Source organism: Kocuria salina, from assembly GCF_013368965.1.
GTDB lineage: Bacteria > Actinomycetota > Actinomycetes > Actinomycetales > Micrococcaceae > Kocuria > Kocuria rosea.
This window is the reverse complement of the sequence record NZ_SSSF01000005.1, coordinates 136,880-162,226: the sequence shown is the minus strand read 5'-3', so window position 1 is coordinate 162,226 and position 25,347 is coordinate 136,880. Positions and strand designations below refer to the sequence as shown.

At 70.8% G+C, this 25,347-nt stretch carries 31 protein-coding genes and 1 tRNA gene; 12 read left to right on the top strand and 20 right to left on the bottom strand.

The features are described from left to right. Nucleotides 1–20: 20 nt before the first annotated feature. From E7Z53_RS11690 to E7Z53_RS11615, 16 genes are all read right to left on the bottom strand, one after another. Nucleotides 21–470, bottom strand: coding sequence for a GNAT family N-acetyltransferase (locus tag E7Z53_RS11690; protein ID WP_176337808.1), 450 nt, complete (start codon nucleotides 468–470; stop codon nucleotides 21–23). Further along, a complete protein-coding gene (locus tag E7Z53_RS11685) occupies nucleotides 467–1,495 on the bottom strand; it encodes a hypothetical protein (protein ID WP_176337807.1) in 1,029 nt (342 codons plus the stop codon). Before E7Z53_RS11685 ends, E7Z53_RS11690 begins: the two co-directional genes overlap by 4 nt. Further along, entirely contained in the window at nucleotides 1,492–2,571 is a 1,080-nt protein-coding gene (locus E7Z53_RS20800; protein ID WP_176337806.1) for a phage minor head protein, read from the bottom strand. Before E7Z53_RS20800 ends, E7Z53_RS11685 begins: the two co-directional genes overlap by 4 nt. After that, entirely contained in the window at nucleotides 2,562–2,795 is a 234-nt protein-coding gene (locus tag E7Z53_RS11675) for a hypothetical protein (protein ID WP_176337805.1), read from the bottom strand. Before E7Z53_RS11675 ends, E7Z53_RS20800 begins: the two co-directional genes overlap by 10 nt. Then, nucleotides 2,792–3,538, bottom strand: a complete 747-nt coding sequence (locus E7Z53_RS11670) for a hypothetical protein (protein WP_176337804.1) — start codon at nucleotides 3,536–3,538, stop codon at nucleotides 2,792–2,794. The genes E7Z53_RS11675 and E7Z53_RS11670 overlap by 4 nt, the downstream gene beginning before the upstream one ends. Before the next feature lie 2 nt (nucleotides 3,539–3,540). Next, complete coding sequence (locus E7Z53_RS11665; protein WP_176337803.1) at nucleotides 3,541–3,951, bottom strand: hypothetical protein; 411 nt, start codon at nucleotides 3,949–3,951, stop codon at nucleotides 3,541–3,543. A 178-nt stretch (nucleotides 3,952–4,129) separates the two neighbouring features. Beyond that, on the bottom strand, nucleotides 4,130–5,011 hold the full coding sequence (locus E7Z53_RS11660; protein WP_176337802.1) for a hypothetical protein: 882 nt from the start codon (nucleotides 5,009–5,011) through the stop codon (nucleotides 4,130–4,132). Beyond that, nucleotides 5,011–5,940: a hypothetical protein gene (locus E7Z53_RS11655; protein ID WP_176337801.1), complete on the bottom strand. Its 930-nt coding sequence runs from the start codon at nucleotides 5,938–5,940 to the stop codon at nucleotides 5,011–5,013. The genes E7Z53_RS11660 and E7Z53_RS11655 overlap by 1 nt, the downstream gene beginning before the upstream one ends. Nucleotides 5,941–6,031: 91 nt before the next feature. Beyond that, the gene (locus E7Z53_RS11650) at nucleotides 6,032–6,475 is read right to left on the bottom strand and encodes a helix-turn-helix domain-containing protein (protein ID WP_176337800.1); all 444 of its coding nucleotides are present in this window, start codon (nucleotides 6,473–6,475) and stop codon (nucleotides 6,032–6,034) included. Then, nucleotides 6,472–7,068 carry a hypothetical protein gene (locus E7Z53_RS11645; RefSeq protein ID WP_176337799.1) on the bottom strand — a complete coding sequence of 199 codons (597 nt, stop codon included), beginning with the start codon at nucleotides 7,066–7,068 and terminating at the stop codon, nucleotides 6,472–6,474. The genes E7Z53_RS11650 and E7Z53_RS11645 overlap by 4 nt, the downstream gene beginning before the upstream one ends. Before the next feature lie 126 nt (nucleotides 7,069–7,194). After that, the gene (locus E7Z53_RS11640; protein ID WP_176337798.1) at nucleotides 7,195–7,512 is read right to left on the bottom strand and encodes a WhiB family transcriptional regulator; all 318 of its coding nucleotides are present in this window, start codon (nucleotides 7,510–7,512) and stop codon (nucleotides 7,195–7,197) included. Next, nucleotides 7,509–7,676, bottom strand: a complete 168-nt coding sequence (locus E7Z53_RS11635; protein WP_176337797.1) for a hypothetical protein — start codon at nucleotides 7,674–7,676, stop codon at nucleotides 7,509–7,511. The genes E7Z53_RS11640 and E7Z53_RS11635 overlap by 4 nt, the downstream gene beginning before the upstream one ends. Beyond that, nucleotides 7,673–8,641, bottom strand: a complete 969-nt coding sequence (locus E7Z53_RS11630; protein ID WP_176337796.1) for a hypothetical protein — start codon at nucleotides 8,639–8,641, stop codon at nucleotides 7,673–7,675. The genes E7Z53_RS11635 and E7Z53_RS11630 overlap by 4 nt, the downstream gene beginning before the upstream one ends. Then, entirely contained in the window at nucleotides 8,638–8,877 is a 240-nt protein-coding gene (locus E7Z53_RS11625) for a hypothetical protein (RefSeq protein WP_176337795.1), read from the bottom strand. Before E7Z53_RS11625 ends, E7Z53_RS11630 begins: the two co-directional genes overlap by 4 nt. A 115-nt stretch (nucleotides 8,878–8,992) precedes the next feature. Then, nucleotides 8,993–9,286 (bottom strand): hypothetical protein, encoded by a 294-nt coding sequence (locus E7Z53_RS11620; RefSeq protein ID WP_176337794.1) that lies wholly within the window; start codon nucleotides 9,284–9,286, stop codon nucleotides 8,993–8,995. A 72-nt stretch (nucleotides 9,287–9,358) separates the two neighbouring features. Continuing rightward, a complete protein-coding gene (locus E7Z53_RS11615) occupies nucleotides 9,359–9,547 on the bottom strand; it encodes a helix-turn-helix transcriptional regulator (RefSeq protein ID WP_255219539.1) in 189 nt (62 codons plus the stop codon). A 63-nt stretch (nucleotides 9,548–9,610) separates the two neighbouring features. Between E7Z53_RS11615 and E7Z53_RS11610 the strand changes: the two genes are divergently transcribed. Next, nucleotides 9,611–10,168, top strand: coding sequence for a helix-turn-helix domain-containing protein (locus E7Z53_RS11610; protein ID WP_176337792.1), 558 nt, complete (start codon nucleotides 9,611–9,613; stop codon nucleotides 10,166–10,168). Continuing rightward, complete coding sequence (locus E7Z53_RS11605) at nucleotides 10,168–11,265, top strand: tyrosine-type recombinase/integrase (protein WP_176337791.1); 1,098 nt, start codon at nucleotides 10,168–10,170, stop codon at nucleotides 11,263–11,265. Before E7Z53_RS11610 ends, E7Z53_RS11605 begins: the two co-directional genes overlap by 1 nt. Before the next feature lie 30 nt (nucleotides 11,266–11,295). Here E7Z53_RS11605 and E7Z53_RS11600 read toward each other — a convergent pair whose 3' ends face one another. Further along, on the bottom strand, nucleotides 11,296–11,787 hold the full coding sequence (locus E7Z53_RS11600) for a YajQ family cyclic di-GMP-binding protein (RefSeq protein ID WP_017832435.1): 492 nt from the start codon (nucleotides 11,785–11,787) through the stop codon (nucleotides 11,296–11,298). A gap of 138 nt (nucleotides 11,788–11,925) precedes the next feature. On the opposite strand from E7Z53_RS11600, the gene E7Z53_RS11595 reads away from it, so the two are divergent. The 4 genes from E7Z53_RS11595 (at nucleotide 11,926) to E7Z53_RS11580 (ending at nucleotide 14,358) form a co-directional block, all read left to right on the top strand. After that, complete coding sequence (locus tag E7Z53_RS11595; RefSeq protein ID WP_176337790.1) at nucleotides 11,926–12,246, top strand: hypothetical protein; 321 nt, start codon at nucleotides 11,926–11,928, stop codon at nucleotides 12,244–12,246. Nucleotides 12,247–12,352: 106 nt separating this feature from the next. Next, nucleotides 12,353–12,434, top strand: a tRNA-Tyr gene (locus E7Z53_RS11590). Nucleotides 12,435–12,904: 470 nt separating this feature from the next. After that, nucleotides 12,905–13,588, top strand: coding sequence for a hypothetical protein (locus E7Z53_RS11585; RefSeq protein WP_146193867.1), 684 nt, complete (start codon nucleotides 12,905–12,907; stop codon nucleotides 13,586–13,588). 86 nt (nucleotides 13,589–13,674) lie between these two features. Then, nucleotides 13,675–14,358: a class F sortase gene (locus tag E7Z53_RS11580; protein ID WP_176337789.1), complete on the top strand. Its 684-nt coding sequence runs from the start codon at nucleotides 13,675–13,677 to the stop codon at nucleotides 14,356–14,358. 43 nt (nucleotides 14,359–14,401) lie between these two features. On the opposite strand, the gene E7Z53_RS11575 is transcribed toward E7Z53_RS11580, so the two are convergent. After that, entirely contained in the window at nucleotides 14,402–15,439 is a 1,038-nt protein-coding gene (locus E7Z53_RS11575; RefSeq protein WP_109221996.1) for an LLM class flavin-dependent oxidoreductase, read from the bottom strand. A 168-nt stretch (nucleotides 15,440–15,607) separates the two neighbouring features. Between E7Z53_RS11575 and trxA the strand changes: the two genes are divergently transcribed. Further along, nucleotides 15,608–15,985, top strand: a complete 378-nt coding sequence (trxA, locus tag E7Z53_RS11570) for a thioredoxin (protein ID WP_035924949.1) — start codon at nucleotides 15,608–15,610, stop codon at nucleotides 15,983–15,985. A gap of 115 nt (nucleotides 15,986–16,100) precedes the next feature. Here trxA and E7Z53_RS11565 read toward each other — a convergent pair whose 3' ends face one another. Both E7Z53_RS11565 and E7Z53_RS11560 read right to left on the bottom strand, forming a co-directional pair. After that, complete coding sequence (locus tag E7Z53_RS11565) at nucleotides 16,101–16,820, bottom strand: VIT1/CCC1 transporter family protein (protein WP_109221997.1); 720 nt, start codon at nucleotides 16,818–16,820, stop codon at nucleotides 16,101–16,103. A gap of 83 nt (nucleotides 16,821–16,903) precedes the next feature. Further along, a complete protein-coding gene (locus tag E7Z53_RS11560; RefSeq protein WP_017834261.1) occupies nucleotides 16,904–17,893 on the bottom strand; it encodes a DNA-3-methyladenine glycosylase family protein in 990 nt (329 codons plus the stop codon). 52 nt (nucleotides 17,894–17,945) lie between these two features. Here E7Z53_RS11560 and E7Z53_RS11555 point away from each other — a divergent pair, with 52 nt between their 5' ends. The 5 genes from E7Z53_RS11555 to E7Z53_RS11535 all read left to right on the top strand — a co-directional run bounded on the left by E7Z53_RS11555 (nucleotide 17,946) and on the right by E7Z53_RS11535 (nucleotide 25,262). Next, nucleotides 17,946–19,388, top strand: coding sequence for a DUF2079 domain-containing protein (locus E7Z53_RS11555; RefSeq protein ID WP_176337788.1), 1,443 nt, complete (start codon nucleotides 17,946–17,948; stop codon nucleotides 19,386–19,388). A 241-nt stretch (nucleotides 19,389–19,629) separates the two neighbouring features. Then, nucleotides 19,630–21,507 (top strand): DEAD/DEAH box helicase, encoded by a 1,878-nt coding sequence (locus E7Z53_RS11550; RefSeq protein ID WP_035924945.1) that lies wholly within the window; start codon nucleotides 19,630–19,632, stop codon nucleotides 21,505–21,507. 96 nt (nucleotides 21,508–21,603) lie between these two features. Beyond that, nucleotides 21,604–23,208, top strand: coding sequence for a sensor histidine kinase (locus E7Z53_RS11545; RefSeq protein ID WP_081994267.1), 1,605 nt, complete (start codon nucleotides 21,604–21,606; stop codon nucleotides 23,206–23,208). A gap of 9 nt (nucleotides 23,209–23,217) precedes the next feature. Continuing rightward, nucleotides 23,218–23,886: a response regulator transcription factor gene (locus tag E7Z53_RS11540; RefSeq protein ID WP_017834257.1), complete on the top strand. Its 669-nt coding sequence runs from the start codon at nucleotides 23,218–23,220 to the stop codon at nucleotides 23,884–23,886. 74 nt (nucleotides 23,887–23,960) lie between these two features. Beyond that, nucleotides 23,961–25,262, top strand: a complete 1,302-nt coding sequence (locus tag E7Z53_RS11535; protein ID WP_017834256.1) for an Nramp family divalent metal transporter — start codon at nucleotides 23,961–23,963, stop codon at nucleotides 25,260–25,262. Nucleotides 25,263–25,347 lie beyond the last annotated feature (85 nt).

The following is a 25,347-nucleotide window of genomic DNA, read 5'->3' as shown; positions in this document are numbered from 1 at the left end:
CGTCTTTCTACGCACGAGGCCTATGGCCGTGCGATGAGGTTCAGCTCGTAGTGGGTGCCGTGGGCGTAGTGGGTGGGGTGGGCGCCGAGGCGCTGGTAGAGCCGGTGAGCGGTCTGCATCTGGTGGAGGGAAAAGCCTGCCACCGTGGTGACACCGCGGGCGACGAGCAAGGCCACCAACTCCTTGAGGACGTCGTTTCCGATTCCCTGGCGTTGCGCGGTGGGGTGCACGGCGAAGCGGGACAGAAGCATGGCCCCAGGGGTGGCCTGGCGTGGTGCGAGTGTACAGGTGGCGACCAGCCAGCCGAGCCGCTCGACGACAATCACGAGCCCCTGCTGGCGCCGTGCAGCGACGTCCTCGGCCCGCTCCAGCAACGGCACTCCGGTGCCCTGGTAGGCGTCGGTGAGGAGCGTGGCCACCGCCACGTCGTCCGCGGCGGTGGCCACGCGCACCCGGAGGTCAGTGCTCACGCTGCCCTCTTGGCCCTGGTCTTATCTGCGGCCCTCTTGACGTTGCGGGCCAGGACAGTGAGCTGGAGGATCCTCTCCTGTGGAAACACGACCTGACTCATGATGTGGTACTCGGTGACCTTAACTCCGGGGAGTTTGGCCGCGAACTGCAGGAACGCCTGCGTCGGAACGTCTTGGTTGTTCATGCGGATGTAGGCGGCCTTGTCCATGAGGACGTCCCGGTAGTTGAGGGCTCCCTCGGGTGCCTTCATGAAGATCGGTATCCGATGCGGTTCGAACTGATCGAGGCCGTCCGAGAAGTTGATGCAACTGCCGGTGGTGCGGATCCCCGTGGCGTTCATGGCGCTCAGCAGCCCGTGCAACTCCTCGTCCACCTGCACCTGCTCACCGGTCACCGTGGTGAGCGTCTTGGCCGGGTGAAGGTTGGCGTGCTCGGCGCAGAACTTGCAAGTGCAGGGCGCCCCGAGCGCCTCCGCGGTGATCATGACGTTGGTTTGGCCGTGCCGGCCCAGCTGCCACTCCCACGAGGGCCGGACGACCCGTTCCATGGGGTCCGACACCGTCTCCGCGCTGTCGCTCGTGTTGAACCGGAGCTCGGGCTCCAGCTCCCCGTTAGCCCGGGCCTGCAGGATAGAGAGGGCTTTCTTCGAGAAGCCCACGGGGCGGTCCTTGATGTAGGACTCGTAGTCGTTGTAACCCATGAGGATCTGCAGCTCTTGGTGGATCGTGGCCACGGCGCCGGCGCATTCCTTGCGGCCGCCGATGTCGACGGACTTCTTGATGCCCATGGCTTCGCCCTCCGGCGGTACGTGGACCAGGTCACCGTCGAACATGTGGCAGCCGAAGAATTCGCCGTCCTTGGCCACGGACCTCCAGATCTGGGAGTAGCCCTCGTCGGTGAACAGGTCGGTGATGTATTCGCGGCCGCGGTTGCTTTCCGACCATGGGCACTCAGGGCACCCTTTCAGTGCGGCCGGCTTCCTGGGCAGGTCGTTGATGTGGCAGGTGGGGGCGATCTCAGTCATGCTGCGACTCTCCTAGCCTTGGAGGGAGTAGGGAGGTCCCTGACGGGGATGGGGACGATGGAGTCCCGCCAGGCGGGTGTCTTCTTGGTGGAGGCGAGCTCGGACCAGGTGACGTCGCCGTTCAAGTAGGCGTCGAGGCGTTTCTGGGACTTGCCCATGACGTCGAGCTGGCTGTCGGCGGTGAGGTTGTTGAACCAGGCTTCCGGGTCCTGCAGGGTCGGCTTGTCGTCCTCGATCCCGGGGATGCCGAGCTCAGCCCAGGACTTCGTGATGGGTGCCCGGGTGCAGCGGCACGACTGGTGGCCCTTCGGTCCCATCTCGGTCATCGGGTGCTCGGTGCCGTGCATGACCGCGCAGGCGATGCAGGTGCGGGATGAGAGCTCGGTGATCCAGGTCCAGCCCTTCACGATGTCCTTGTTGGCCTCGTCGGAGGCCTGGGACGCGAACCGGTGGGCGTCCATCATCTCGGTCCTCGCGAGGTTGAGCGTCCGGGAGAGGCCGCCGTTGAAGGCCGTCTCGGTGTCCTTGACCATCTTCCCGCGGACCTTGCGCGGGTTGTCCCCGACGGCGATACCGCGGATCAGGTTCTTCTTCATCGCGGCCACGGCGTCGTCCGCGAGGTGCCACCGGGCGGACTGCACCTGTTGCGTGGTGCGGGTGACGATCGCGGCCAACGCGTCGTCGCTCATGCGGTCCCAAGTCACGACGAGCCCGGCTTGGCCGGCGGGGAGCTGGGATGCGATGGCGGCGGCGTTGGCGTCCACGACGGCACTGATGGCGTCATCGAGGTCACGGACGATGAGCCGCTCGTTCTCCTCCGACAGGAACGTGAGCTGCGTGTGAGCCGCCTTGAGAGCCTTCGCGAGGCGGGTGGCCTTGGACATCTGCGCGTGGGTGACGTACCCGTCTTCGGCGCCGAGCATCACGTCGGACAGGGCATCCTCGAACTGGGGGCGGAGGTCGTTCCAAGCGCCGACCCATGCGGCGACAATGTCCCGCACGTACTCGTCCTGGATCCGCTTCGTGAGGGCGGACGCGTCCCGGACGTGGGCTAGGGCGTCGTCGTTCACAGCCACCGGCGGGCCACCTCCCCGGGGTCCCGACCGGCCCTGTGGGCGTCCGTGAGGGACGTCCCGATGCGCTCCTCGGCGGTGAGGCTGAGCTGGTGCAGGGCGTCCTCGTATGCCTCGATGATGGCCTCGGCGTGGGGCTGCTGCTCGGGGGTGAGGCTGGCGCGGATGATCGCTGCGGTGCGCTCGGGCCCGCTGAGAGCCTTGATCCGCTCGATCTCGGCGCTCACCGGTTGCCGCCCATGGCCGAGATGAGGTCGGCGTCCTCCACCGGGTCGAACTCGTCGTCAGGCCCGTCAGCAGGCTCCGAGCCGGGGATGGACTGGCCGGTACGTTCCCGGTCGAGTTCGGCGAGGTACTGCAGGGCCGCCTCCGGGGTCGGACCCACCACGCTACCCATGTCCTCGGACCAGGCGACGTCACCGCCGTACTGCCGCAGACTCGACGCTCCCGCGGGGTGCATCCCTTCGGCGAGGGCGAACCGGCAGTAGGCCGCACGGTTGAGCGCCCTGCGCCACACCTGGTGGAGGTGCGCGGAGCGGCCGATGGTGTAGGAGGACCCCGGCTCCGTGGGGGCATCGGCGGGCTTGTACTCCCAGCCGTCGAGGTCCTTGAGTTGGGCGAGGAGCTCGTTGATCTTCACCTTGTGCTCGTCGTGCGCCTGCTTGGCCGTGGCGGCGTCCTTGTCGTACTGGGCGGCCCACGCCTCGAGGAGCGCCGTGCGGGCCTCTTGGACCTGCTCCCGGGCCGCCTGCGCGGCTCCCTCGAACGCCCGGGCACGGCGGTGGCAGGCGTCCACCTTGATGGAGATCTCCTCGGCGACGGCCGGGTCGGCGAGGATCAGGGCCCCACTGTTGGCGTCGAGCTCTGCGGCTTCGGCGCGGGCGCCGGCGGCCTTGTCCTGCCACTGGCGGACGGTGGTGCGTGCGGTCTCGAGGGCCTTCTCGGCCTTCTGGACGGGGGTGGCGGCCATGGTCAGGACTCCTGGATCTGTCGGAGGATGCGGGGGGTGTAGGCGTTGGCCTGGGCTTCGGCGAACACCCGGGTGCTGCTGAGGGTGGTGCGGCCCTTGTAGTAGGCGTTGCGCTTGTCGAGGTGCCGGGTGACGTGCTGCAGGGCGTCGAGGTCGTTGTGGCCGGCCTTGACCGCGGCCTCGTAGGCGATGCGGATCTCGATGTCGGTGGTGGCCCGGGCGTCGGCGGGGTCGGCGCCGTCCTTGAGCTGCATCTCGGTCACGTGGGTCCGGGCCGAGGTCTCGAGGCACTCGGCGACGAGGCCGGGGAGGGACGTGAGGATGTTGGAGGCGGGGCTGGGAGCGGGGGTGATGGTCTTGAGGGCGGGTTCACCCCTCAGCGCTGCGAGGATGCGGGCGTCTGTGGCGTTCATGTCGGTCTCCTACTGGTGTTTCCAGGTATGGGGCGGGGCGGTGGCCACCACGCCACCGCCCCGTTTGACCGGCTCCAGGAGGGCGGGGCCCAACCGGTCACATGTCCCACTGTCCTCGTACGGCCGCCACCGGAACTTCCGTGGTTCCGCTCTCGGAACTAAGCCACCTTGGGGCGGCCTAACCCCATGCGTTTCCTGCCCAGATCTGCAGCGTGGTGGGTGCCCACTGGTCGCCGGTCCAGCGCCTAAGGGTGGCCGGCGTTGACTGGGGCTGCGAGTTCAGCGCCCCGCTGTAGAAGCTGACGACGTCCTGGGGGCGGTAGTGATCCGTGGACAGGTGCCCGCCGGCCACCGTGACCGAGGAGAAGGACGCCATGCTCGCGGTGAGCCCGAGGGCCGGGAACTGGTCGATGTGCTCGCTCTTCGGCGTGGTCGTGTCGGCGTAGGACGCCCACGCTTGCACGCGCAGACCGGCGTAGTCCGCGGTTGTGCCTGCCAGTGGTGCTCGGTCGGCGGAGAGCTGCGCGAAGTTGTCGACGGTCGCGCCGTAGGCGTCGAGGATCGCGGTGGAGGACCCGCCTTGGGTGGCGACCCATTGGAAGTTCACGGCCGGGGCAAGCAGGGCAACGGCGCGGAGCGTGGGCACGACGCCTAGCCTGGTTGCGGCCATGGCCACGCCGCCGCCCTGTGACTGCCCGTAGAACAGGGTGTCGGTCACTTCCCACACCGATTGGCACCAGGCGTAGAGGTTGACCAGCCGTTCGATGCCGGTGGCGTTGCCCCAGGTGTTCGTGCCGAGCTGGCCGGACACGATCACGTAGCCGGCGTCTAGCAACGCGTCCCGGGTGGGCACTTGGAAGCTGCCGTCCATGGTGGAGTCGAAACCATCAGTGCCATGGAAGGCGATCACCAGTCTTGCGGGGCCACCCTCGGCGATGGCGGTCGGGGCGTGGATCGTGGCCCGGTCGGGGACCCCATTGGGGTAGAGACGGGCTCGCCTAAAGGGAGTGCCGTTGGCGGTCGTGAGCTGGTCGGCGGTCGTTTCGTCGGGCCAGGCCATTACGCCCCCATGCTGATCTTGTACTTGGCGGTGAGCTCGTCGATGAAGCGCTGGGCGTCGTAGTCGCTGATGCCGCGGTTGAGGATGGCCAGGTCCGCCAGTTCCATGTCCGTGTACTGGGTGGAGGTCCCGGACCCGCGGCCGAGGCGGAGGTCGGCCTGGGTGGTCAGGGCCGGTCCTGCCCCGGTCAGCGGGGTGCGCGTGTTCAGGTAGAGGCGGCTGGTGGTGTCGACGACGGCCACGACGATCATCCACCCGGTGCTGAGGTTCCACGGGGCGTAGAGGCTGGTGTTCGTGCCGTTGGTGAGGATACCGAGCTGGTCGGCGCTGGATGAGGTGCGGATCATGCGGTAGCTGGTGCCGCTGATGGAGGACACCAGGCGGCCGGTGCCGTAGGTGTTGAGCTTGGCCACCGCGATGAACGTGGTTGGGCCGGTGAGGTCGGCGTGGTCAAGGTCGAGGTGGTCGTCGATACCGTCGAACCTAAGGGCGGGTCGTCCGTTGATGGCCCCGGTGGTGAACGTCGGGCCGTTGGCGCCGGTCAGCGCTGCGGCGGCCCATGTTCCGGCGGTGCGGTTCAGGCTGGTGACGGGGGTGCCGGCGGTGCCGTTGTGGCGGGCGATCTCCCACCGGGCCATGAGGTCGCTGTCCGTGTCGAGTGGGGACACCAGTGGCACCGTCGAGGGGGCTGTGCCCGCGCCTGGGGCCACCCACACCACGGGGTATGTGGCGCCCTCGGCGGTCGTGTAGGTGGTCTCAGCGGGTTCGGTTGTTCCGTAGATGTAGTGGGCGCCTTGCGCAGCTACCACGGAGTCCACGGTGGTGGTCGTGGTCCCTGCGCTGGCGTACCTCGCGTCGAGCTGTTGGAGCACTTGGGGGCTGGTGAAGTTGCCTTGCTCGTCGATGTTGGGGATGAGTGTCTTGGTCATGGGTTCTCCGCTCTTAAGCAGCAGTGTGGGCCGGTAGGTTCATGCTCGCTACCGGCCCACTGGCGGAACTTCCGGGCTTCCGCGCCCGGAACTACGCGGCTTCTGCCTCTCCCGTCCGGGCGTCGCGGTAGGCGAGGACGCTGGCCCGGGAGAGGATCCAGCCCTTGCCGAACCGCTCGGCGATCAGGTGTTCCTCTCTGATGAGGCGCCTCACCCACTCGGCAGAGCGGCCGAGCAGCGCCGCGGCCTGTTCCGTGTTGATGGGGTCTGTGATGGGCTCCTTCTCCCGAGGGCGTTGCGCCGGCTCAGGGTTCATGCCGACGTTGACCCGACTGTTGTAGTCCTCGTTGGAGGCTTTGAGCTGGTCGAGGGCGTCATCGAGTACCCGGACGTAGGAGTCCAGTCCTTGCAGCTGCCAGGTGCGGCGGACAGCGTTGATCTCCCCGTGGTTCAGGTGACGGAGGATCACGCCAGCAGGGAGCCCGGTAACCACGGCGTGGAAGGGTGTCCGCCGGGGCGGCTGGTAGGCGGTCATGCGGCTTTCCCCTCGATGGCGGCGAGCGCTCGAAACTCCTCAGCGGCAGCTGCCCGTGCGAGCTCCCACTGTTCGGGGGTAAGACGGGCCGCGGCGAGGACTCTTTGCACCACGCCTGCGAGTAGTTGCGCCTGTTCCTCGGCGAGCCGGATGCGCTTGGCCTCGAACCCGTTCTTCACCAGCAGGTCGAGGAAGCGCCCGGATCGGTCGAGGGCCCGCTCGTACAGCTCCACTTCCACGCGCAGCTGTTCGGTGCCGAGGCTGTTCATGGTGCCGAGCCCGTACTGCAGAGCGTTCACTCGGCGGGCAAGAGCGTCCTTGAGTGCGATCACCTCCGCGGCGACTTTCCCCATTTCCTCGAGCGGGTTGCCGATCGGTGCGATGCCCTCGTGGGCGAGGACTGCCTCGGCTTCGGCGAGGGCCTGCTCGGTGAGGATTCGCCGCTCAGCCTTGGCTCGGGCGCCGGGGCTGTTCGCGCCGTGCATCACGCAGCAATCCTGTCCGGGGGCGGCCCACCGGCGGCACCGGTTCCCGGACTGCTTGGACTTCTTCGTGCACCGCCGGTCATCCGGGGGCAGGGTGGTGGTTTCCATGGGGTCAGATCAACTCCTGGGGTTCCATGAGGTGCCGGCGCGTGGCGCGGGCTCGCTTGATGGACCTGCGCTTTGCTGCGCGGCGATCGCGGGCTTTGACACGGTGGGTGGGTTGGGGGGTGGGCCTCATGCTGCGCTCCTAAGGGTCTGGTTCTTGCGGTGCTGTTCGCGTGCTGTGGTGTTCATGCCGCCCCAGACGCCGGTGGGTTCGTTGTGGGCGATGGCGTAGGTGCGGCAGGTGCGGAGTGCTGGGCAGTCGTTGCAGGCTTCTGCGGCGTTGCGTTGCTCTGGGGCTTTGGGTGAGATCCACAGGGCTGAGTCGCGGCCGTGGCAGGGGATGCGTAGGCCGTCTTCCTTGTGCTGTTCGATCTCGACCATGAGCCTCGTGTGCGCGGTTTCCTGGTCGCGAGGGAGCGGGGGAGGGGGCGCGGGGATGTTGTTCACGGTTGCTCCTGTCGTGCCTGGTGGAGGAGGTGGGCGAGTCGGTCGCGGACGCGCTGCAGCTGGACGTTGCGGCGGTCGAGCATGCGGACGAGGTCCTCGAGGTCCGCTTTGGTCTTGGCGGTGCGGAGCATCTGCTCCACGCGTCGCTCGTCGTGGTCGGTCACTCGGGGACCCTCCAGCCGTCAGCGATGGCGGACGCGAGCTCCTGGGCCCGGGCAGGGTGCCCTCGGTTACGGAAGCGGGCCAGCGCCACTACCGGCGCCTCCTGGTGCTCCTGGTTGTTCTCCCCTTGGAATTCATTGATCCGGCCGACGTTGTCTGACTGGTCGGGCTCTGAGCCGTCGATGGGCTCTTCCCCGTCGTCCCACTCCTCTTCGTCGGTGGGCTCGAGGGGTGCGAAGGCATCAAGGCCGGCGAGGTAGTCCGGGGTCTCCGGTGTGGACTCGTTGGCCTGCAGCCGGTCGAGCTCGTCGTAGGCCTCGGCCGTGTCCGGTTCTCCCGATTCGTCCGATCCTTCGAGCAAGCAAGAGTTGTCCACAGGCGCAGGTGACGATGGGCTGGGAGACGTCGGCCGGATTTGTTTTTCTGATTTGAAGGAAGGAATTGATGAGGATCTGATGGGTCCGCCATCGTGACGGGGGTTTAGTGACTCGTTGGCGGGGGTTTCGGTCAGGATGGCGGGGGTTTCTGACTCGTTGGCGGGGGTTTCCTCACCAATACCCCCGTCAGGTTGGCGGGGGTTTCCTGCCTCGTTATCCACAGGAGCCACCTCAGAAACACCCGTCACGTTGGCGGGGGTTTCCTCTCGCCAGTGGGCCGCGATCCCGAGCGCGTAGACGGTGGCGAGGCCACGTCCGCCCTTCCCTCTGCCGCCCTCATCCATGACTGTCAGGTAGCCGCCAGCGGTGAGGACAGGTAGTGCACGGTCCACAGTGCGGGGGCCGCAGGCGGATCCGCGGGCGATCCCGTCACGGCCGGGGAAGGCATTGCGGCCAAGCTCGTCGGTGTAGTCCCACACCGCCATGAGCACCCGGTACTGGGCAGGGGTCAGCTCAGCGTCGCGGGTGGCCATCTTGTGCCACCAGAACTTGAAGCCCTTGTCTCCGGGCGTCTTGGCCTGCTTGGTCACGCAGCATCACCGCCGGCGTGATCAGGCCCGGTCACGGGCACAAGGCGGCAGAGGATGACGTGGGCGTCGTGGCCCTTGGCTTCGGCCCTGTCTGCGGCTCGTTGGGCTGCGGCGAGGGACAGGAACACGCGGCGCCGGTACTGGTCTGCGCTGGTCTGGACGACGAGCACGAGCACCTGGGCGACGGCGAGCCGGAAGCCGCGGGGGGCGGGGGTGCTGCGCCTTGCCTGGCTCACGCGTCGGTCCTCTTCTCTCCAGCGGTCAGCTGGGTGTTGCAGGTATGCGAAGGGCCGCCCGTGGGGGGACCGGACGGCCCTTCGGTGTGGGGGAGTATTCGGTTAGGCGGTTGATCTAGCGGCGGAGGAGCGTCTGCTGGTAGCACTTCGGGCAGACCAGCCGGCTGTTCTCGTTGCTGTGGGGCCCGATGTAGTCCGTTGCCGCGGGGACCCAGCTCTTGCCGCAGAGGGAGGTGATTGCGGCGCCTGTGAGGATCGCTTCGTCTTGAGACGGGGACCACTCCTCGATGTAGTGGAGGTATGCCTTGCCCTCGTCGTACTCCTGGAGATAGTCGATCTCGAAGCCGTTCTGGTCACGGTGGTATCGGGTCGACGTGGGAGCGGGACGGGTGGGGGTGAGCGTGGACATGGGGGTGTCCTTTCGGGGGGAGTAGGAGCTCGGGGGGAACCTTGGGGGTGGTCTAACTGAGGTGTGGGGTGATCAGGCCGCAGCGGCCATGTCGAACGCCGCGTCGATGTACGCGATGACGTCGGACTCGCGGAACATGCGCCGGCCGCCGATCTTCGCGGACCGCGGGGCGGTGCCCTTGTGGATCTGGTACCGCAGAGCCGTGGGGGTCTTCCGCAGCATCTCGGCGACTTCTTCGACGGTGAGCAACTTGTCCGCCATGTCTCCTCCTACAGTCATTTCCGATGATTGTTCATCGTAAAATCCACTGTACAGGCATTCGCTATGACTGACAACTGGATTTTCCGCTACGCTGGCATCATGCCAAAGACAGACAAAGACATTGGGGCGATCGTGGCGGCGCTACGGGGCCAGACTTCGCAGCAGAACCTTGCGGCCAAGATGACCAGGCAAGGCTTCAAGTGGACCCAGGGCACGGTGTCTTCTGTGGAGAAGGGGGAGCGGTCCCTCAAGCTGACGGAAGGCGCAGCGCTGGCGGAAGTGCTCGGGACTGACATTCGGTCGCTCGTGGGCGAAGAGCAGGCGGCACTTGCGGAACAGGCCTACGACGTCGCCTCCTCGGCGATCCACTGGGCCACCCGTGATCTCCAGGAGGCGACACGCGTGATGGTGGCCGGTCGCCATAACCTCATCCGCTTCGGAGAAGTCCTCTCAATCGACGCGTCCGACTTGGCTGGGGACGCGCACCGATCGCTGCTCGGGCAAGACCCGGTGTCCGTGGTCGAGGAGGAGAAGAATCGCGTCGAGACGGATATGTCGGACACACAGGCCGATGGCATCCTCCTCCCGTACACCGGGCGCCGAAAGCCGCGGATGCTCTGATGGCATCCATCAAGAAGCGCCCGGACGGCGTCTGGCGGGCCCGCTACCGAGATGGCGCGGGCAAGGAGCATGCTCGGCACTTCCCACGGAAGATTGACGCCCAGAATTGGTTGGACGAGGTCACGACCGCGGTGAAGACGGGCCGGTACGTGGATCCTGCTCACGGTCGGGAGACGCTGGGGGAGTACTACCCGACGTTCCGGGTTCGACAGGTATGGACGGCTGGCACAAGGGCGGCCGCGGACACCGCTGTCGGATCTTGCTCGTTCTCCGATGTCCCGTTTGGGAAGCTCCGTCGCTCCCATGTCGAGGCGTGGGTCAAGGGCATGTCGGAGCATCTGGCGCCCTCGACGGTGCGGACTCGGTTCAACTACGTGAAGATCGTGATCCGAGCCGCCGTTGCCGACCGGCGTCTCGCCGAGGACGTGACCGCCGGCGTCCGGCTACCTGCCTCTCGGAAGCGCGAGCACGCCATGGTGATCCCCACCCCCGAGCAGGTGCGGGACGTCCTCAAGGCCGCAGACGAGCACTACGCCACCCTCTTCGCCCTCTGTGCCTTCGGTGGTCTACGTCTGGGGGAGGCTGCCGGTGTGCAACTCGCCGACATCAACTTCCTCCGGCGGATGCTTCACATCGAGCGACAAGTCCAGCGCGCCGGAGCTGGGGCTGTCGAAATCCGTGCGCCCAAGTACGGGTCCGAGCGAGACGTCTATCTGCCGGACGCCCTGCTGCAGACACTCAGTGGCCACATCGAGCGCGGGGTCATCGGCGACGCGGAGTGGCTGTTCCGAGGCCCACATGGCAACCCGCCGGACCGCGCTGCGGTGGGCTACTGGTGGCGGAAGGCGACCAAGGCGGCGGACGTCGATTTCCACCTGCACGACCTCAGACACTTCTATGCCTCCGGGCTGATCGCGGCCGGCTGCGACGTGGTGACTGTGCAGCGGGCGCTCGGTCACTCGAATGCATCGATCACGCTCTCGGTCTACTCGCACCTCTGGCCGACCGCGGAGGACACCACAAGGCGGGCCGCCGCCGGGCTGATGGGCCAAGTGTTCAGCCCTCCTGCGGACTCTGGGCGGACCGCGGAGGGCTGAACGGGGCTTGACTAGGGGCTATGCGCCACCTCAGCGGTAGTTGATGAACTGCAGGTCCACCTCGAGATCCGAGCCCTTGAGCAGCGTGATGACGTCCTGGAGGTCGTCGCGGGACTTCGACGACACCCGCAGCTCGTCGCCCTGGATGGTGGCCTTCACGCCCTTGGGGCCCTCGTCGCGGATGAGCTTGGTGATCTTCTTCGCCTGGTCCTGGGCGATGCCCTCCTTCACGGAGGCCTCGATCCGGTACTCCTTGCCGGAGGCGAAGGGCTCCCCGGCGTCGAGGGACTTCAGGGAGATGCCGCGCTTGACCAGCTTCGACTGGAAGACGTCGAGGACGGCGTTGACGCGCTCCTCGGAGTTCGCCTTCATGAGGATCTTCTCGCCGGAGAAGTCGATCTCGGCGCCCACGCCCTTGAAGTCGTAGCGCTGCGCGATCTCCTTCTGGGCCTGGTTCAGGGCGTTGGACACCTCCTGCTTGTCGACCTTGCTGACGACGTCGAACGAGGAATCGCTGGCCATGCTGCCTCCTGGGCTGGGACGGTGGACGGGCGGCGTGCGGCCCGCAGGACTGTGCCCCAGCCTACCGGGGAGGGCCCCGTCACCGTTTCGTGACCTGCGCCCAAGGATCCGTCCAGGTCGGTCTCCAAGGATGGCGGCATGAGCACATCCGAGGGTCACGACGACGTGACGCCCGGCCCGGGGCGGACCCGGCGCGGAAGCGCCGTGGCGGCCACCGCGCTGGCGGCGGTCCTGCTGATGGGCATCGGGCTGGGACCGGCGGCCGCGACCGCCGACGGGACGGCGCCGCCGGCCCGACCGGGCACGGGGGCCTCGGCCACCGAACGGCTCGACCCCCAGGCGGCGCAGCGGCTGATCGGGGTCGCCGAGGACCTCGCGGAGGCCGTGACCCACGGGGAGATCACCGCGGAGCAGGCGGAGAGGTTCCTCCAGCAGGTGTGCGAGCGGCTCGCCGCCTGAGCCGTCCCCGGCAATTTCGCATCGCGCCGGATCTTCTGTACTGTTGAACTGCTCCCGCACGCGGGGGCGGACACCACCGGTCCGGAAGGGCCGGCGGCAGCACCCCGGCAGATTACCCGAGCGGCCAAAGGGGGCTGACTGTAAATCAGCTGGCAATGCCTACGGGGGTTCGAATCCCTCATCTGCCACGAGTTCCACCACGAAGGCCCCGGTCCGCGGACCGGGGCCTTCGTCGTCCCACGTCACGGCGGGAACAGCTCGTCCCCCGCCGCCGGGACGCGCCCGTCGCCCCGGTCGGCCGCAGGCCGCCGGGGTGGTCCCCGGGTGGCGGCCGGAGGACCTCCGGCTCGCGCGGAATTCCGCGCCCGAGTCCCCTGGTCCGGGGACACGCCGGAGAGGCCGCCGCGCCGTTCCAGCCTTAACAATTGCTAAGAACATGAATATCCTTGTAGCTTGAGATGACAGCATCATCCGGCCACGTGCCAGCACTCCCCGAGCCGGCACGTCGGGACTCCCTACTCCGGATGACCAGCAGCACGACCGACCCCGCAGCGCTCCCGCCGGCGTGCCACGCCGAGGACGCTGGGAAGGACTGTGCCGCGCGCTGGTACCCCAGGGGCAGGCCCGGGGTTCTGAACGATTGAGGAGACAGACCGATATGACTGCTGTGAAGAAGTGGGTGGCCGCGGGTTCGTCGGCTGCCGTCCTGGCCGGAGGCCTGTTCCTGGGCGCCCCCGCCGCCCACGCCGACACCTGTGTGGCCCCCGCCGCCAGCACCGCGGTGACCAACCTGGTCACCGCCGCCGACCACCTCTACGACGCGGGCACGCACTTCAACTCCCTCGTCACCGACCAGGCGGTCCTGGGCCAGCTCCAGACCCAGCAGGCCGTGCTGGAGGACGCCATCGTGAACGACGACACCGTCGACCGGGCGCAGGCCGCCTGGAACGAGATCCTGCGCCTGCAGGAGTCCTACGCGGCCTCGAGCAGCGATCCCGCCGTGGCCGAGGCCTACGCGGCCACCTCCGCCGCCGCGGCGAACTTCCAGTCCGCCGCCGTCGAGGCCCGCGCCCAGGGCGAGGTCTTCATGGAGGACGGCGCGGATCTCGTGGCGCTCTTCCAGGGCAACTGCGACGTCCTGGGCATCGGGGGCGGCTCCGACGACTGGAGCGACTCGGACGACTGGGCCGGCACCGGCACCGACTCCGGCGTGAACCAGGGCATCAACATGCAGACCGCCGAGGAGGGCGGGCTCAGCACCGGCCTGCTGGCCGGCCTGCTGGCCGCCGGTGCGGCCGTGTCCGGGGCCGTGGCGCTCCGGGTGCGCCGCGCCCGCGCCTGATCCCGAACCGCTGACCGCCCTGGTGCCGCGCTCGCGCGGCACCAGGGCGCAGCCATTTCCCCAGCCGATCCCCGGAGGACGCCAGCATGGACGCACCCGAGCAGCAGACCGCGCCGCGACCTCGTGCGGGCACGCGCTGGGCCGCCGTCGGCGGTCTCGGCGCCGTGGCCGCCCTGTCCGCGGTCCTGCTGACGGGCCCCTGGGGCGCGGAGGACGCCGGCTCCCCGGCCGCGACGGCGACCGCCCCGGCGGAGGCCGTCTCGGCGGCCCCCGCCACCCCGGCGCCCACGGGCACCCCCTCGGCCGCGCCCGCCGCCGACCGGCCGCCCGCGGCGGCGCCCGTGCGGCTGACCGTCGAGGACGCCCGGTTCGAGGTGACCGTCCTGCCGCTGACGCCGAGCGAGCAGGAGCTGGCCACGGAGCTGCTGGTCCCCCCGGACACCCTGGACGGCTACTGGCTCACCCCGTACGGCATGCCGGGCGAGGGCTCGGAGAACACCACCTACATCACCGGCCACAGCTGGGAGGACCGGGACGCCCCGTTCAACCGGCTGAGCGATCCCGGGCTCGTGGGCAGCGAGATCGAGCTGGAGACCGGGTCCGGGACGCTGGAGTACGTGGTGGACTCGGTGGTCACCCACGACAAGAACACCCTGAAGGACAGCGACATCTGGCGCATCGTCCCGGACCGGCTGGTCATCGTCAGCTGCTACACCGAGGACCTCTGGGGGAAGAACGTGGTGCTCACGGCGTCCCCCGCGCCGGCCTGAGCCGGAGTCCCCGGCCCCGAGCTCCGGGTCCCGGCACCGGGCGTCAGCCCAGGGCGGCGCGGACCCGCGGCACCACCTCGGCGCCCAGCAGCGTGATCGACTCGAGCACCAGGTGGTGCGGGACGCCTCCCGCGTCCATCCGGAGCAGGAGGCGCTGGTGGCCGAGCGCGCGCTGCTGCGCCACGATCTTGGCGACCACCTCGTCCACGTCCCCCACCACGAGGGTCCCGTCCGGGCCGCACTCCCGGTCGTACTCCTCCCGGGACCAGCGGGGATCCGCCGGCCCGACAGGCCCGTGGCTGCGGGCCCCCGCCGCGAAGTAGGGGTGGCTGAGCTCCCGGGCCTGCGCCGGGGTGCGCGCGACGAAGCCCGGCACGTTCAGGCCCACCGGGGTGCCGACGTCCCGGCCGGACGCCTCGAGGGCCCGCCGGTAGGCCTCGACGACGGGCACCGCCCCGGTGAAGGGGCCGTGCGTGCGCAGCAGGGCGAGGGGCAGCCCGAGGGCGCCGGCGCGGGCCACGGAGGCCGGCGTGCCGGAGCTGCCCAGCCAGATCGGCAGGCACGGCTGCAGCGGGCGCGGCTCGAGCTCGAGCTCGACGCCGTCCCGGGCGAGCGGACCGGCGAAGGTCGGGGGACTGGTCTCCCGCAGCGTGAGGAGCCGGCGCAGCTTCTCCTCGAACAGTGCGTCGTGGTCCTGCTGCTCCAGCCCGAGGGCGCGCAGCACGCGCTGCGAGGCGCCGCGGCCCACGATCATCTCGGCCCGGCCGCCGGAGATGTTGTCCAGCATGGCGATCTGCTCGTAGAGCCGCACCGGGTCCCCGGCCGTGAGCACGGAGACGGCCGTGGTGAGCCGCAGGAGGTGGGTGCGGCCGGCGATGGCGGAGAGCAGCACCACGGGGGAGGCCGCCACCACGTCCGTCCCGTGGTTCTCCCCGACGCCGATCACGGTGAGCCCGGCACGCTCCGCGGCCTCGGCCTGCTCGATGATGTCCCGCAGGCGCTGGCGGCTGTCGGGCCGGGTGCCCGTGACGGGGTCCGGGACCACCTCGCCCAGCGAGAAGATGCCGATCTCGAAGTTCATGGCGCACCTCGGCGTGCACGGGGTCTGTCCCCGGACCGGCGTCCCGGTCCCGGAGCCCGCGCCGGAGGCCCGGCCCGGACGCCCAGTCTAGTGCGCGCCCGCGGTCCGGTCTTGAGCCGGCAGTGAAATCCTGTGCCCCCGGACGGCTCTGCCTCTACGCTGGAGGGCATGGCTACTGTTGACATCACCCAGGACACCCTGGGCCAGACCATCGCCGAGAACGACATCGTCCTGCTCGACTGGTGGGCCGAGTGGTGCGGACCCTGCAAGCAGTTCGCACCGACCTACGAGGCCGCCTCGGAGAAGCACGAGGACATCGTCTTCGGGAAGGTCGACACCGAGGAGCAGCAGATGCTCGCCGCGTCGGCCCAGATCTCGTCGATCCCCACGCTCATGGCCTTCCGCGAGGGCATCCTGGTCTTCTCCCAGCCGGGCGCCCTGCCCGCCTCCGCCCTCGACCAGGTCATCGACGCCGTCAAGGGCCTCGACATGGAAGAGGTCCGCGCCGAGGTCGCCAAGCAGTCCCAGGACGCGCCCAACGCCTGACCCCTCCCGCACCACCGCGCCGGGCCCCGCCTCTCCGTGAGGCGGGGCCCGGCGTCGTCGTGCCCGGACCGCCCGGTGCCCCCGGGCGCGGGGGCACCGGGGGTGCCGGGGCAGCTCAGACGAGGCCCGTGACGCCGAGCAGGGAGCCCACGGCGAACGTGGCGACGAGGGCGAGGGCGCCGCCGACGACGACGCGCAGGGCCGCGCGACCTGTCTGCGGCGTGCCCCCGAGACGGGCCCCGAGCCAGCCGGTCAGGGCGAGCGCCGCGAGCACGGCGACGAACGTCACGGGGAGCCGCCACTCCTCCGGCGGCAGCAGGATCGCCAGGAGCGGCAGCAGGGCGCCGAGCAGGAAGGACAGCGCGGAGGCGACCGCCGCGTTCCAGGGGCTGACGATGTCCTCCGCGTCGATGTTGAGCTCGGCGTCGAGGTGCGCGGCCAGGGCGTCGTGCTCGGTCAGCTCCTCCGCGACCCGCCGTGCGGTGTCCTCGGAGAGTCCCTTGGCCTGGTAGATCTCGGCGAGCTCCTGCAGCTCCGCCTCGGGCATCTCGGCGAGCTCCCGCTCCTCCTTCTCGATCAGGGCCCGGTGCGAGTCCGACTGGCTGGAGACGGAGACGTACTCGCCCAGGGCCATGGACAGGGCCCCGCCCACGAGCGCGGCGGCGCCCGCGGTGAGGATCGCGCTCGAGCTGGCGGTGGCGCCCGCGACGCCGACGACCGTCGCGGCGACCGAGACGATGCCGTCGTTGGCGCCCAGCACCCCGGCCCGCAGCTTGTTCATCCGCTCGGTGTAGCCCACGCCGTGGGGCTCCTGGATCACGTGTTCGGTGGTCATGGCTCCATTGAACGCCCGCCGGTGCAGCCGTGCCAGCAAGGACAGGATGTCCTCACCGGCACGCGTCGGAGGGCCACCGGCGCTCACCGGCGCCGGTGGTCCTCCGGGTGCAGCCGCGGAGCGAACGAGGGCTTGCGGAAGCCGGAGGCCCGCAGCAGGCGCACGACCCGCTGCCGGTCGCCCCGCCACGGCTCCAGCAGCTCCAGCATCCGGCGGTCGTCGCCGGGACGCCGGTCGAAGAACCAGCACACGGTGTCCGCGAGGTGGAAGTCGAAGACGCTGACCGAGTCCGGGTCCCCGTGCGTGCACTGGACGATCTCCGCGACCGTCCAGGGCCCCAGGCCGGGGATCGAGCGCAGCCCCCGGTGCAGCTCGGCGTCCAGCGGGGCCCGGCCCAGGCGCTCCAGGGCGGCGGCCCGTCCGGCCACGCGGCGGACGGTGGCGGCCCGGGCGCCGTCGACCCCCGCCCGGTGCCACTCCCACACGGGCACCCGGCACCACGCCTCGGCGGTCGGGGCGATCCGCATCCCCTCCGGCGCCGGACCGGGGGCGGGTTCGCCGTGGCGCCGGACGAGCTGCCGGTGGGCCGCCACGGCCTCGCGGACGGTGACGCGCTGCTCGAGCACCGAGAGCACGGCGCGGTCCAGCACCCGGCCGGTCGAGGGCAGCCGCAGCCCCGGGTGGTGGTGCCGGGCGACGCGCAGCCGGTGGGGGAGCGCGCCGAAGGCGTCCGAGGCCTCGAACCGCTCCCACGCGTCCTCCGCGCCCGCCCAGCGCGGGGCCTCCAGCAGGAACTGCTCGGCGCCCGGTCCCCACGCGCGCACGCGCACGGGCCGCTGCAGGGGCCGGCCGGCGCCGGTGCGGGAGAACAGCGCCGTGACCGGGCCCGCCGGCGTCCGGGCGGTGACCCACACGGCGTCGGGCGCCGCGACCCGGACCAGGGGATCGGCGCTGCCGCGGCCCAGCACGCCGAGCGTCTGGCCCAGGTGCAGCGCGCCCTCGGGGTCCCACACGAGCTCGGCGTCCGGGGCCACCGGGAGCCGGCGGGCGGGCGGGGGAGCGGTGACGGCCATGAGACCATGATGGCAGTCCTGTCCGACGGCGCCCCCCGCCACCGAGGAGGCCATGCCCGCCACCGCGCTCCGCCGCGCCGCCCCGCCGGCCCGTCCCGCGCCGCTGACCGGGCGGGCGCGGCTGGTGCCGCTGGGCGTGGGGCTCCTCGTGCTCGTCCTGTACGTGTGGTGGTCCCTGCTCCAGTGGCACCGCTGGGAGGTCCCGTCCTGGGACCTGGGGATCTTCACCCAGCTCGCCAAGTCCTACGCCGCCGGGGACGGCCCGGTCGTGCACATCAAGGGCCACGGCGCGAACCTGCTGGGCGACCACTTCCACCCGATCCTGGTGCTGCTGGGGCCGGTCTACGCGCTGTTCCCGTCCGCGCTGACCCTCCTCGTGGTCCAGGACGTCCTCGTGGCCGTCTCCGCGGGGGCACTGACGGGCTTCGCGGTCCGGGCGCTGGGCCCGGGCCCGGGCGCGGCCCTGGGGCTCGCCTACGGGATCAGCTTCGGGCTGCAGGCCGCCGTCGCGGTGCAGTTCCACGAGGTGGCCTTCGCCCTGCCGCTGCTGGTCCTCGCCCTCGGCTGCCTGGTGGAGCGGCGGTGGACGGCGGCCGCGCTGTGGGCCGCCCCCGTCGCGTTCGTCAAGGAGGACCTGGGCGTCACGGTCGCGGTGCTCGGCCTGGTGCTCGCCTGGCGGGCGCACCGCGAGGCGGACGGGGACCGGCGCCCGGTGGCGCTGGGGCTCGCCCTCGCCGCGTGGGGCGCGGCCTGGTCGGCGCTCGCGGTGACCGTGGTGCTGCCCGCCCTGAGCCCGGACGGCCGGTTCGCGTACGCGGACCGGCTGGACCTCGCGGCGGTGGCGGCCGACCCCGCCGGGGCCCTGGTCTCCCTGGCGCTGCCGGGCCAGAAGGCGCTCACCTGGCTGGCCGTGCTGGCGGTGGGCGTGGTGGTCGCCGTGCGCTCGCCGCTGGCGCTCGTGGCGCTGCCCACGTTGCTCTGGCGGATGCTCTCGCCGAACCACGGCTACTGGGGCACGGGCTGGCACTACAGCGCCGTCCTCATGCCCATTGTCTTCGTCGCCCTGCTCGACGCCGTGCTGCGGCTGCGCGGCGGACGCCTCCGGCGGCTCGCCCGGGCCGCGCCGGCACTGGCGCTCGTCGTCGCGCTCCTGATGGTCCCGGGGCGCCCGCTGGCCGACCTCGTGGACCCCGCCGCCTACCGTCCGGACCCCCGGGCGGGCGCCAAGGCCGCGGTCGTCGCGGCCGTCCCCGAGGGGGCGAGCGTGGCCACGGACCTGACCCTCCTGCACCACCTAGTGCCCGGCGCGCAGGTGCACTGGCTGGGGTCGGAGGGTGATCCCGCCCCCGACTACGTGGTGGTCGACCGGCTCGGGGCCGCGTGGGGCGGGAACCCGCCGGTGGACGTGGCCGGCTGGGCCCGGCAGCGCTACGGCGCCGGCTACACCGAGGTGCGTGACGAGAAGCACCTCGTGCTGGTGCGCCGCCGGGGCTGACCGCGCCGTCGCGTGCGCTAGACTGGACGGACCGAATCCGGTCACTCCCTCACTTTCTCGTGCAACGCGATGCCGTCCGTGCATCGTGTTCGGTCGCGGCCCGTGCCGCGCCGAGTCCGACGCTCCCGCCCCGTGCAGGGCTCCAAGTGGTTGGCAGGGACGTCCGGACACCACGACCGTGGCCGACGCCCCTGGGCATGCTCCCGGGCCGCCACCCGCACAGATAACGAGGCACTTCTCCATGACCGTCGACACCCCCAGCACCCCCGGCACCGCCGAGGAGCACACCATCACCTTCGCCGAGCTCGGCATCGACTCCCGGGTGCTCGCCACCCTGGACGAGGTCGGCTACGAGAACCCCACGCCCATCCAGGCCGCCACCATCCCGGTGCTGCTGCAGGGCAAGGACGTGGTGGGCCTGGCCCAGACCGGCACCGGCAAGACCGCGGCCTTCGCCGTGCCCGCGCTGTCCCGGCTCGCCGAGCTCTCCGACGTCAACGGCGTCTCCCGCGACACCCAGGTCCTGGTGCTCGCCCCGACCCGCGAGCTCGCCCTCCAGGTCGGCGAGGCGTTCTCCTCCTACGCCACCCACCTCGAGGACTTCACCGTCCTGCCGGTCTACGGCGGCTCCCCCTACGGTCCGCAGCTGGCCGGGCTGCGCCGCGGCGCCCAGGTGGTCGTCGGCACGCCCGGCCGCGTGATCGACCACCTCAAGAAGGGGTCCCTCGACCTGTCCCACCTGCAGTACGTGGTCCTCGACGAGGCCGACGAGATGCTGCGCATGGGCTTCGCCGAGGACGTCGAGCAGATCCTCTCGCAGACGCCCGTCGAGAAGCAGGTCGCCCTGTTCTCCGCGACCATGCCCCCCGCGATCCGCAAGATCGCCAAGCAGTACCTGCGGGACCCGCAGGAGATCGCCGTCAAGGGCAAGACCACCACGGGCACCAACACCCGCCAGCGGTACCTGCAGGTCATGGGCTCCCACAAGATGGAGGCCATGACCCGCATCCTCGAGGTCGGGGACTACGACGGCGTCATCGTCTTCGTGCGCACCAAGGCCGCCACCGAGGAGGTCGCCGACCGGCTCAAGGCCCGCGGCTACGCGGCCGCCGCGATCAACGGCGACATCCCGCAGAACATGCGCGAGCGCACGGTCGAGGCCCTGCGCGAGGGCAAGATCGACGTCCTCGTGGCCACGGACGTCGCGGCCCGCGGGCTCGACGTCGAGCGCATCTCGCTCGTGGTCAACTACGACATCCCGCACGACACCGAGTCCTACGTGCACCGGATCGGGCGCACCGGCCGCGCCGGGCGCTCCGGCGAGGCGATCCTGTTCATGACCCCGCGGGAGAAGTACCTGCTGCGCGCGATCGAGAAGGCCACCCGCCAGCCGGTGGAGCTCATGCGCATGCCCTCCACGGAGGACGTGAACCAGACCCGCAAGGACAAGTTCGCCCAGCAGATCACGGACACCATGGAGTCCGAGGACCTCGGCCAGTTCCGCGAGCTCGTCGAGCAGTACCAGGCGGAGCACGACGTCGACGCCGTGGAGATCGCCGCCGCGATCGCCGTGATGGCCCAGGACGGGCGGCCCTTCTTCGTGGAGGAGCTGCCCGAGCCGGTGCAGCGCACCCGCGACCGGGACCGTCCGGGGCGGGACGGCGACGACCGTCCGCGCCGCGAGCCGCGCACCGAGAAGGGCATGGCCACCTACCGGATGTCCGTCGGCCACCGGCACCGCGTCTCGCCGGGCTCCGTGGTGGGGGCCCTCACCAACGAGGGCGGGCTGAGCGGCGAGCAGATCGGGGCGATCGACATCCGCTCGACCCACACCCTCGTGGGCCTGCCCGAGAACCTGCCCGCCTCCACCCTGGACCGGCTCTCCCGCACGCGCATCAACGGTGAGCTCATCCAGCTCGAGGCCGACCGCGGCCCGGGCGCCGGCGGCCGGACCCGGCCCCGCAGCACCTCGTCCTCCTACCAGGACCGCCCCCGCCGCGGCGGCGGCGCCCGGGGCGACGACTCCCGCGGCGGCTACCAGGGCAAGCGCTCCGGGTACTCCGCGGGCGACCGGGACGGCGAGAAGCCGTTCCGCAAGCCGCGCAGCAAGAAGTACTGAGCCCGGGGGCAGGACCCCGGACCGGGAGGAGGGACGGGCCGCACGGCCCGTCCCTCCTTCATCTGCCTCTCACGTGCCGTCGATAGGCTGGGGCGCATGTCGGGCGCGCGGTGGGAGAGGGTGCGGACGGAGCTGCGGTCCGTGCGCAGCCGGGTGCTCGCCACGACCATCGCCTTCCTGGCGGTCGCCCTCCTCGCCGTGGGCGGGATCACCCACTACCTGCGCCTGGTGGACCTCGACGAGTCCGTGCGCCAGGACATCGTCCAGGAGGCGGGGGAGCTGCAGCGGCTCGCGCAGCGCGGACCGCTCGGCCCGGACGCCTCCCTCTCGGAGGACCTGGACGCCACGGCCGAGGAGCCGTTCACGGACCTGCCGCAGCTCTTCTACACCTTCATGACCACCACGGTGCCCGGGGAGCACGAGAGCATCCTCGCGCTCGTCGGCGGCGAGCCGGCGTTCGAGCACGCCGACCGGTCACGGTTCCAGCTCGACGCCCCCGCCACGCTCGCCGCGGCCGTGGAGCGGGCCCGGCCCGGGCAGACCGTCGTCTTCGACCTCGAGCAGGACGGCCGGACGCTCCGTCTCGGCGTCATCTCGGTGGTCCTGGACGAGGACCCGCGCCAGGGCTACCTCGTGGTCGGCTTCGACATGAGCGCCCAGCGCCGGATCGTGCTGGACTCGCTGTGGCGCTACCTCGGCATCGCCGCCCTCACGACGGTCGTGGCGGGGCTGGTGGCCTACGTCCTGGTGGGCCGGGTCACCGCACCGATCACCCGCCTGCGCCGGGCCACGGAGCAGATCAGCCCGGACGACCTGGGGCGACGCGTTCCCGTCACGCAGGACGACTCGGACGTGGGCCAGCTCGCCGTGAACTTCAACGGCATGCTCAGCCGGATCGAGGCGGCCTTCGTCCAGCAGCGCCAGTTCCTCGACGACGCCGCGCACGAGCTGCGCACCCCCCTGACCATCCTGCACGGCAACCTCGAGCTGATGGACGAGCACGACCCCGCCGACGTCGAGGAGACCCGGGCGATGCTCCTCGACGAGATCGAGCGGATGAACCGCCTCGTGGAGGACCTGCTGCTGCTCGCCAAGGCCCAGCGCGCCGACTTCATCCGCCCCGGCCCCGTGGACGTCCCCGCCTGGCTCGACGACACGATGGACCGGCTGCGCGCGCTGGGGGACCGGCGCTGGGAGCTCGAGGCGCGGGCCGAGGGGCAGGTCGTGGCCGACGCGCAGCGGCTCACCCAGGCGGTCGTGCAGCTCGCCGCCAACGCGGTGAAGTTCTCCGCCCCCGGGGACCTCGTGGCCCTCGGCGCCGCCTGGGCCACCGGGCCCGCCGCGCCCGGCGAGGACACCCCCGCGCGCAGCCTCGAGGTGTGGGTCCGGGACACCGGCGTGGGCGTGGCCCCGGAGGACCAGCAGCGGATCTTCGAGCGCTTCGGCCGGGCCGAGACCGGGCGCACCGTGGAGGGCTCCGGGCTCGGCCTCGCGATCGTGGCCGCCATCGCCCACGGGCACGGCGGGACCGTGGGGCTGCGGTCGAGCCCCGGCCGCGGCGCCACGTTCACGCTCCGGCTGCCGGAGTCCCCGCCCGCCGCGGCCCCGGTCCCCCCGTCCGGTGCCGCCGGGTCCGGTGCAGCGGTGCCTCCCGCCCCCGTGCCCGGTCCCGACCTCAGCCCCGCACCTTCCAGGAAGTAGAGGCACCCCATGGCCAGCATCCTCATCGCCGAGGACGAGGAGCGCATCGCGCGCTTCATCCAGAAGGGCCTGCGCGCCGCGGGCTACACGACCACCGTGGTCGAGGACGGCACGAGCGCCCTCGACTACGCGAGCACCGGGGAGTTCGACCTGCTCGTCCTCGACGTGGGTCTGCCGGGCATGGACGGCTTCCAGGTGCTCTCGGTGCTGCGGTCCCTGGGCTTCTCGATCCCCGTGATCATGTGCACCGCCCGCGACTCGGTCGAGGACACCGTCGCGGGGCTGGAGCAGGGGGCCGACGACTACCTCGCGAAGCCGTTCCGGTTCCAGGAGCTGCTGGCGCGCGTCCGGGCCCGGCTCCGGGACCGCGCGGTGGCCGAGCAGACCGACGACGGGCTGCGCTACGGCGGGCTCGCCCTCGACGTCGGGACCCGGTGCGCGGTGCTCGAGGACCGGCAGGTCGAGCTCTCCGCCCGGGAGTTCGCCATGGCCAGGGCGTTCCTCGAGAGCCCCGGTCAGGTGCTCACGCGCGAGCAGCTGCTGAACAAGGTCTGGGGCTACGACTTCGACGGCTCGTCCAACGTGGTGGACGTCTACGTCCGCTACCTGCGCAACAAGCTCGGCGCGGAGCGCATCGTCACCGTGCGCGGAGCCGGCTACCGCCTCGCCAAGCTCTGATCGGCACCGGCCCGGTAGGGTGATCCGGGGCACGGCCCTGGCCACCCGACGGACCGATCTGACGAGGAACCAGCATGAGCGAAGCGAACGAGAAGTCTTTCGCGGCCCACCGCGCCCGCACGGACGACGACGGCGGGGCGCCCGCCAAGTGGAAGATCGTCGGCCCAGGCCTGGTGGTCGCCGCCACGGGCGTCGGCGCCGCCGACATGGTCGCCACCCTGGTCGCCGGGTCCCGGTACGGGTACGGACTGCTGTGGGCGGTGATCCTCGGCGTGATCCTCAAGATCATCCTCGTGGAGGGCGCCGGGCGCTTCACCCTGGCCACCGGCAGGACGATCTTCGAGGGCTGGCGGTCACTGGGCCGGTGGACCACCTGGTACTTCGGCCCGTACATCATGATCTGGGGCTTCGTCTACGGCGCCACCGCGATGTCCTCGGCGGCGCTGCCCCTCGCGGCGGTGTTCCCCGTCCTGCCCCTGTGGGCCTGGGCGATCATCATGGGGCTGCTCGGCTTCGTCATGGTGTGGTTCGGGAAGTACTCCTTCTTCGAGAAGGTCACCGCCGCCCTGGTCGGCCTGATGTTCGTCACCGTGGTGGGGCTGGCGGTCATCGCCGCCCCCAACATCCCCGAGATGCTGACGGGCCTGGTGCCCGTCATCCCGGAGGGCGGCGTGCTCTACACGCTGGCGCTCGCCGGGGGCGTGGGCGGCACCATCACGCTGGCGGCCTACGGCTACTGGCTGCGCGAGAAGGGGTGGTACACGCCCAAGTGGATGCGCGTCATGCGGATCGACAACTCCATGGCCTACGTCGTGACGGGGGTCTTCGTCATCGCCATGCTCGTGGTGGGCGCCGAGGTGGTCCGCTCCGCCGGGGTGGCGCTCAGCTCCGGTGACGAGGGCCTGCTCGACCTCTACGCCGTGCTGCGCGCGGAGTACGGCGACGTGGTCGGCACCGGCTTCCTCATCGGCTTCTGGGCCGCGTCCTTCTCCTCGATCATCGGCGTCTGGAACGGCGTCTCCCTCATGTTCGCGGACTTCTGGGGCAACATCCGCGGCAAGGAGTCCGGCCACCCCGACACCCGGGTGGGCGGCAAGTACTTCCGCTTCTACGTGCTGTGGCTGACGTTCCCGCCCATGGTCCTCTTCGCCCTGGGGCAGCCGATCGGCCTGATCCTGGCCTACGGCGTCCTCGGCTCGCTGTTCATGCCGTTCCTCGCCCTCACGCTGCTGGGCCTGCTCAACGGCAGCCGGATCCCGAAGGAGTGGGCCAACAAGCTCCACACCAACATCGCCCTGGGCATCACGGCCCTGCTCTTCGCCGTCCTGGGCGGCCAGCAGCTGGTCAAGGCGGTCGCGCCGGTCTTCGGCGGCTGAGCCGGCCCGCGGCCGGTCCACGCGGGCGGACCGGCCCGCCGGGGCCTCCGGGCCGGTCCCGGCGGGCCGGGCGTCCGCAGATGAG

Bases quoted from the DNA above. Each gene is read 5' to 3' on its own strand.
- E7Z53_RS11560 (WP_017834261.1), bottom strand. From the start codon at position 17,893: ATGGCCGTCACCGCTCCCCCGCCCGCCCGCCGGCTCCCGGTGGCCCCG.
- E7Z53_RS11555 (WP_176337788.1), top strand. From the start codon at position 17,946: ATGCCCGCCACCGCGCTCCGCCGCGCCGCCCCGCCGGCCCGTCCCGCG.
- E7Z53_RS11575 (WP_109221996.1), bottom strand. From the start codon at position 15,439: ATGAACTTCGAGATCGGCATCTTCTCGCTGGGCGAGGTGGTCCCGGAC.
- E7Z53_RS11545 (WP_081994267.1), top strand. From the start codon at position 21,604: ATGTCGGGCGCGCGGTGGGAGAGGGTGCGGACGGAGCTGCGGTCCGTG.
- E7Z53_RS11655 (WP_176337801.1), bottom strand. From the start codon at position 5,940: ATGACCAAGACACTCATCCCCAACATCGACGAGCAAGGCAACTTCACC.
- E7Z53_RS11610 (WP_176337792.1), top strand. From the start codon at position 9,611: ATGACTGACAACTGGATTTTCCGCTACGCTGGCATCATGCCAAAGACA.
- E7Z53_RS11685 (WP_176337807.1), bottom strand. From the start codon at position 1,495: ATGACTGAGATCGCCCCCACCTGCCACATCAACGACCTGCCCAGGAAG.
- E7Z53_RS11670 (WP_176337804.1), bottom strand. From the start codon at position 3,538: ATGGCCGCCACCCCCGTCCAGAAGGCCGAGAAGGCCCTCGAGACCGCA.
- E7Z53_RS11650 (WP_176337800.1), bottom strand. From the start codon at position 6,475: ATGACCGCCTACCAGCCGCCCCGGCGGACACCCTTCCACGCCGTGGTT.
- E7Z53_RS11585 (WP_146193867.1), top strand. From the start codon at position 12,905: ATGACTGCTGTGAAGAAGTGGGTGGCCGCGGGTTCGTCGGCTGCCGTC.
- E7Z53_RS11615 (WP_255219539.1), bottom strand. From the start codon at position 9,547: ATGGCGGACAAGTTGCTCACCGTCGAAGAAGTCGCCGAGATGCTGCGG.
- E7Z53_RS11665 (WP_176337803.1), bottom strand. From the start codon at position 3,951: ATGAACGCCACAGACGCCCGCATCCTCGCAGCGCTGAGGGGTGAACCC.
- E7Z53_RS11620 (WP_176337794.1), bottom strand. From the start codon at position 9,286: ATGTCCACGCTCACCCCCACCCGTCCCGCTCCCACGTCGACCCGATAC.
- E7Z53_RS11540 (WP_017834257.1), top strand. From the start codon at position 23,218: ATGGCCAGCATCCTCATCGCCGAGGACGAGGAGCGCATCGCGCGCTTC.
- E7Z53_RS11600 (WP_017832435.1), bottom strand. From the start codon at position 11,787: ATGGCCAGCGATTCCTCGTTCGACGTCGTCAGCAAGGTCGACAAGCAG.
- E7Z53_RS11645 (WP_176337799.1), bottom strand. From the start codon at position 7,068: ATGGAAACCACCACCCTGCCCCCGGATGACCGGCGGTGCACGAAGAAG.
- E7Z53_RS11565 (WP_109221997.1), bottom strand. From the start codon at position 16,820: ATGACCACCGAACACGTGATCCAGGAGCCCCACGGCGTGGGCTACACC.
- trxA (WP_035924949.1), top strand. From the start codon at position 15,608: ATGGCTACTGTTGACATCACCCAGGACACCCTGGGCCAGACCATCGCC.
- E7Z53_RS11550 (WP_035924945.1), top strand. From the start codon at position 19,630: ATGACCGTCGACACCCCCAGCACCCCCGGCACCGCCGAGGAGCACACC.
- E7Z53_RS11580 (WP_176337789.1), top strand. From the start codon at position 13,675: ATGGACGCACCCGAGCAGCAGACCGCGCCGCGACCTCGTGCGGGCACG.
- E7Z53_RS11660 (WP_176337802.1), bottom strand. From the start codon at position 5,011: ATGGCCTGGCCCGACGAAACGACCGCCGACCAGCTCACGACCGCCAAC.
- E7Z53_RS11595 (WP_176337790.1), top strand. From the start codon at position 11,926: ATGAGCACATCCGAGGGTCACGACGACGTGACGCCCGGCCCGGGGCGG.
- E7Z53_RS11605 (WP_176337791.1), top strand. From the start codon at position 10,168: ATGGCATCCATCAAGAAGCGCCCGGACGGCGTCTGGCGGGCCCGCTAC.
- E7Z53_RS11535 (WP_017834256.1), top strand. From the start codon at position 23,961: ATGAGCGAAGCGAACGAGAAGTCTTTCGCGGCCCACCGCGCCCGCACG.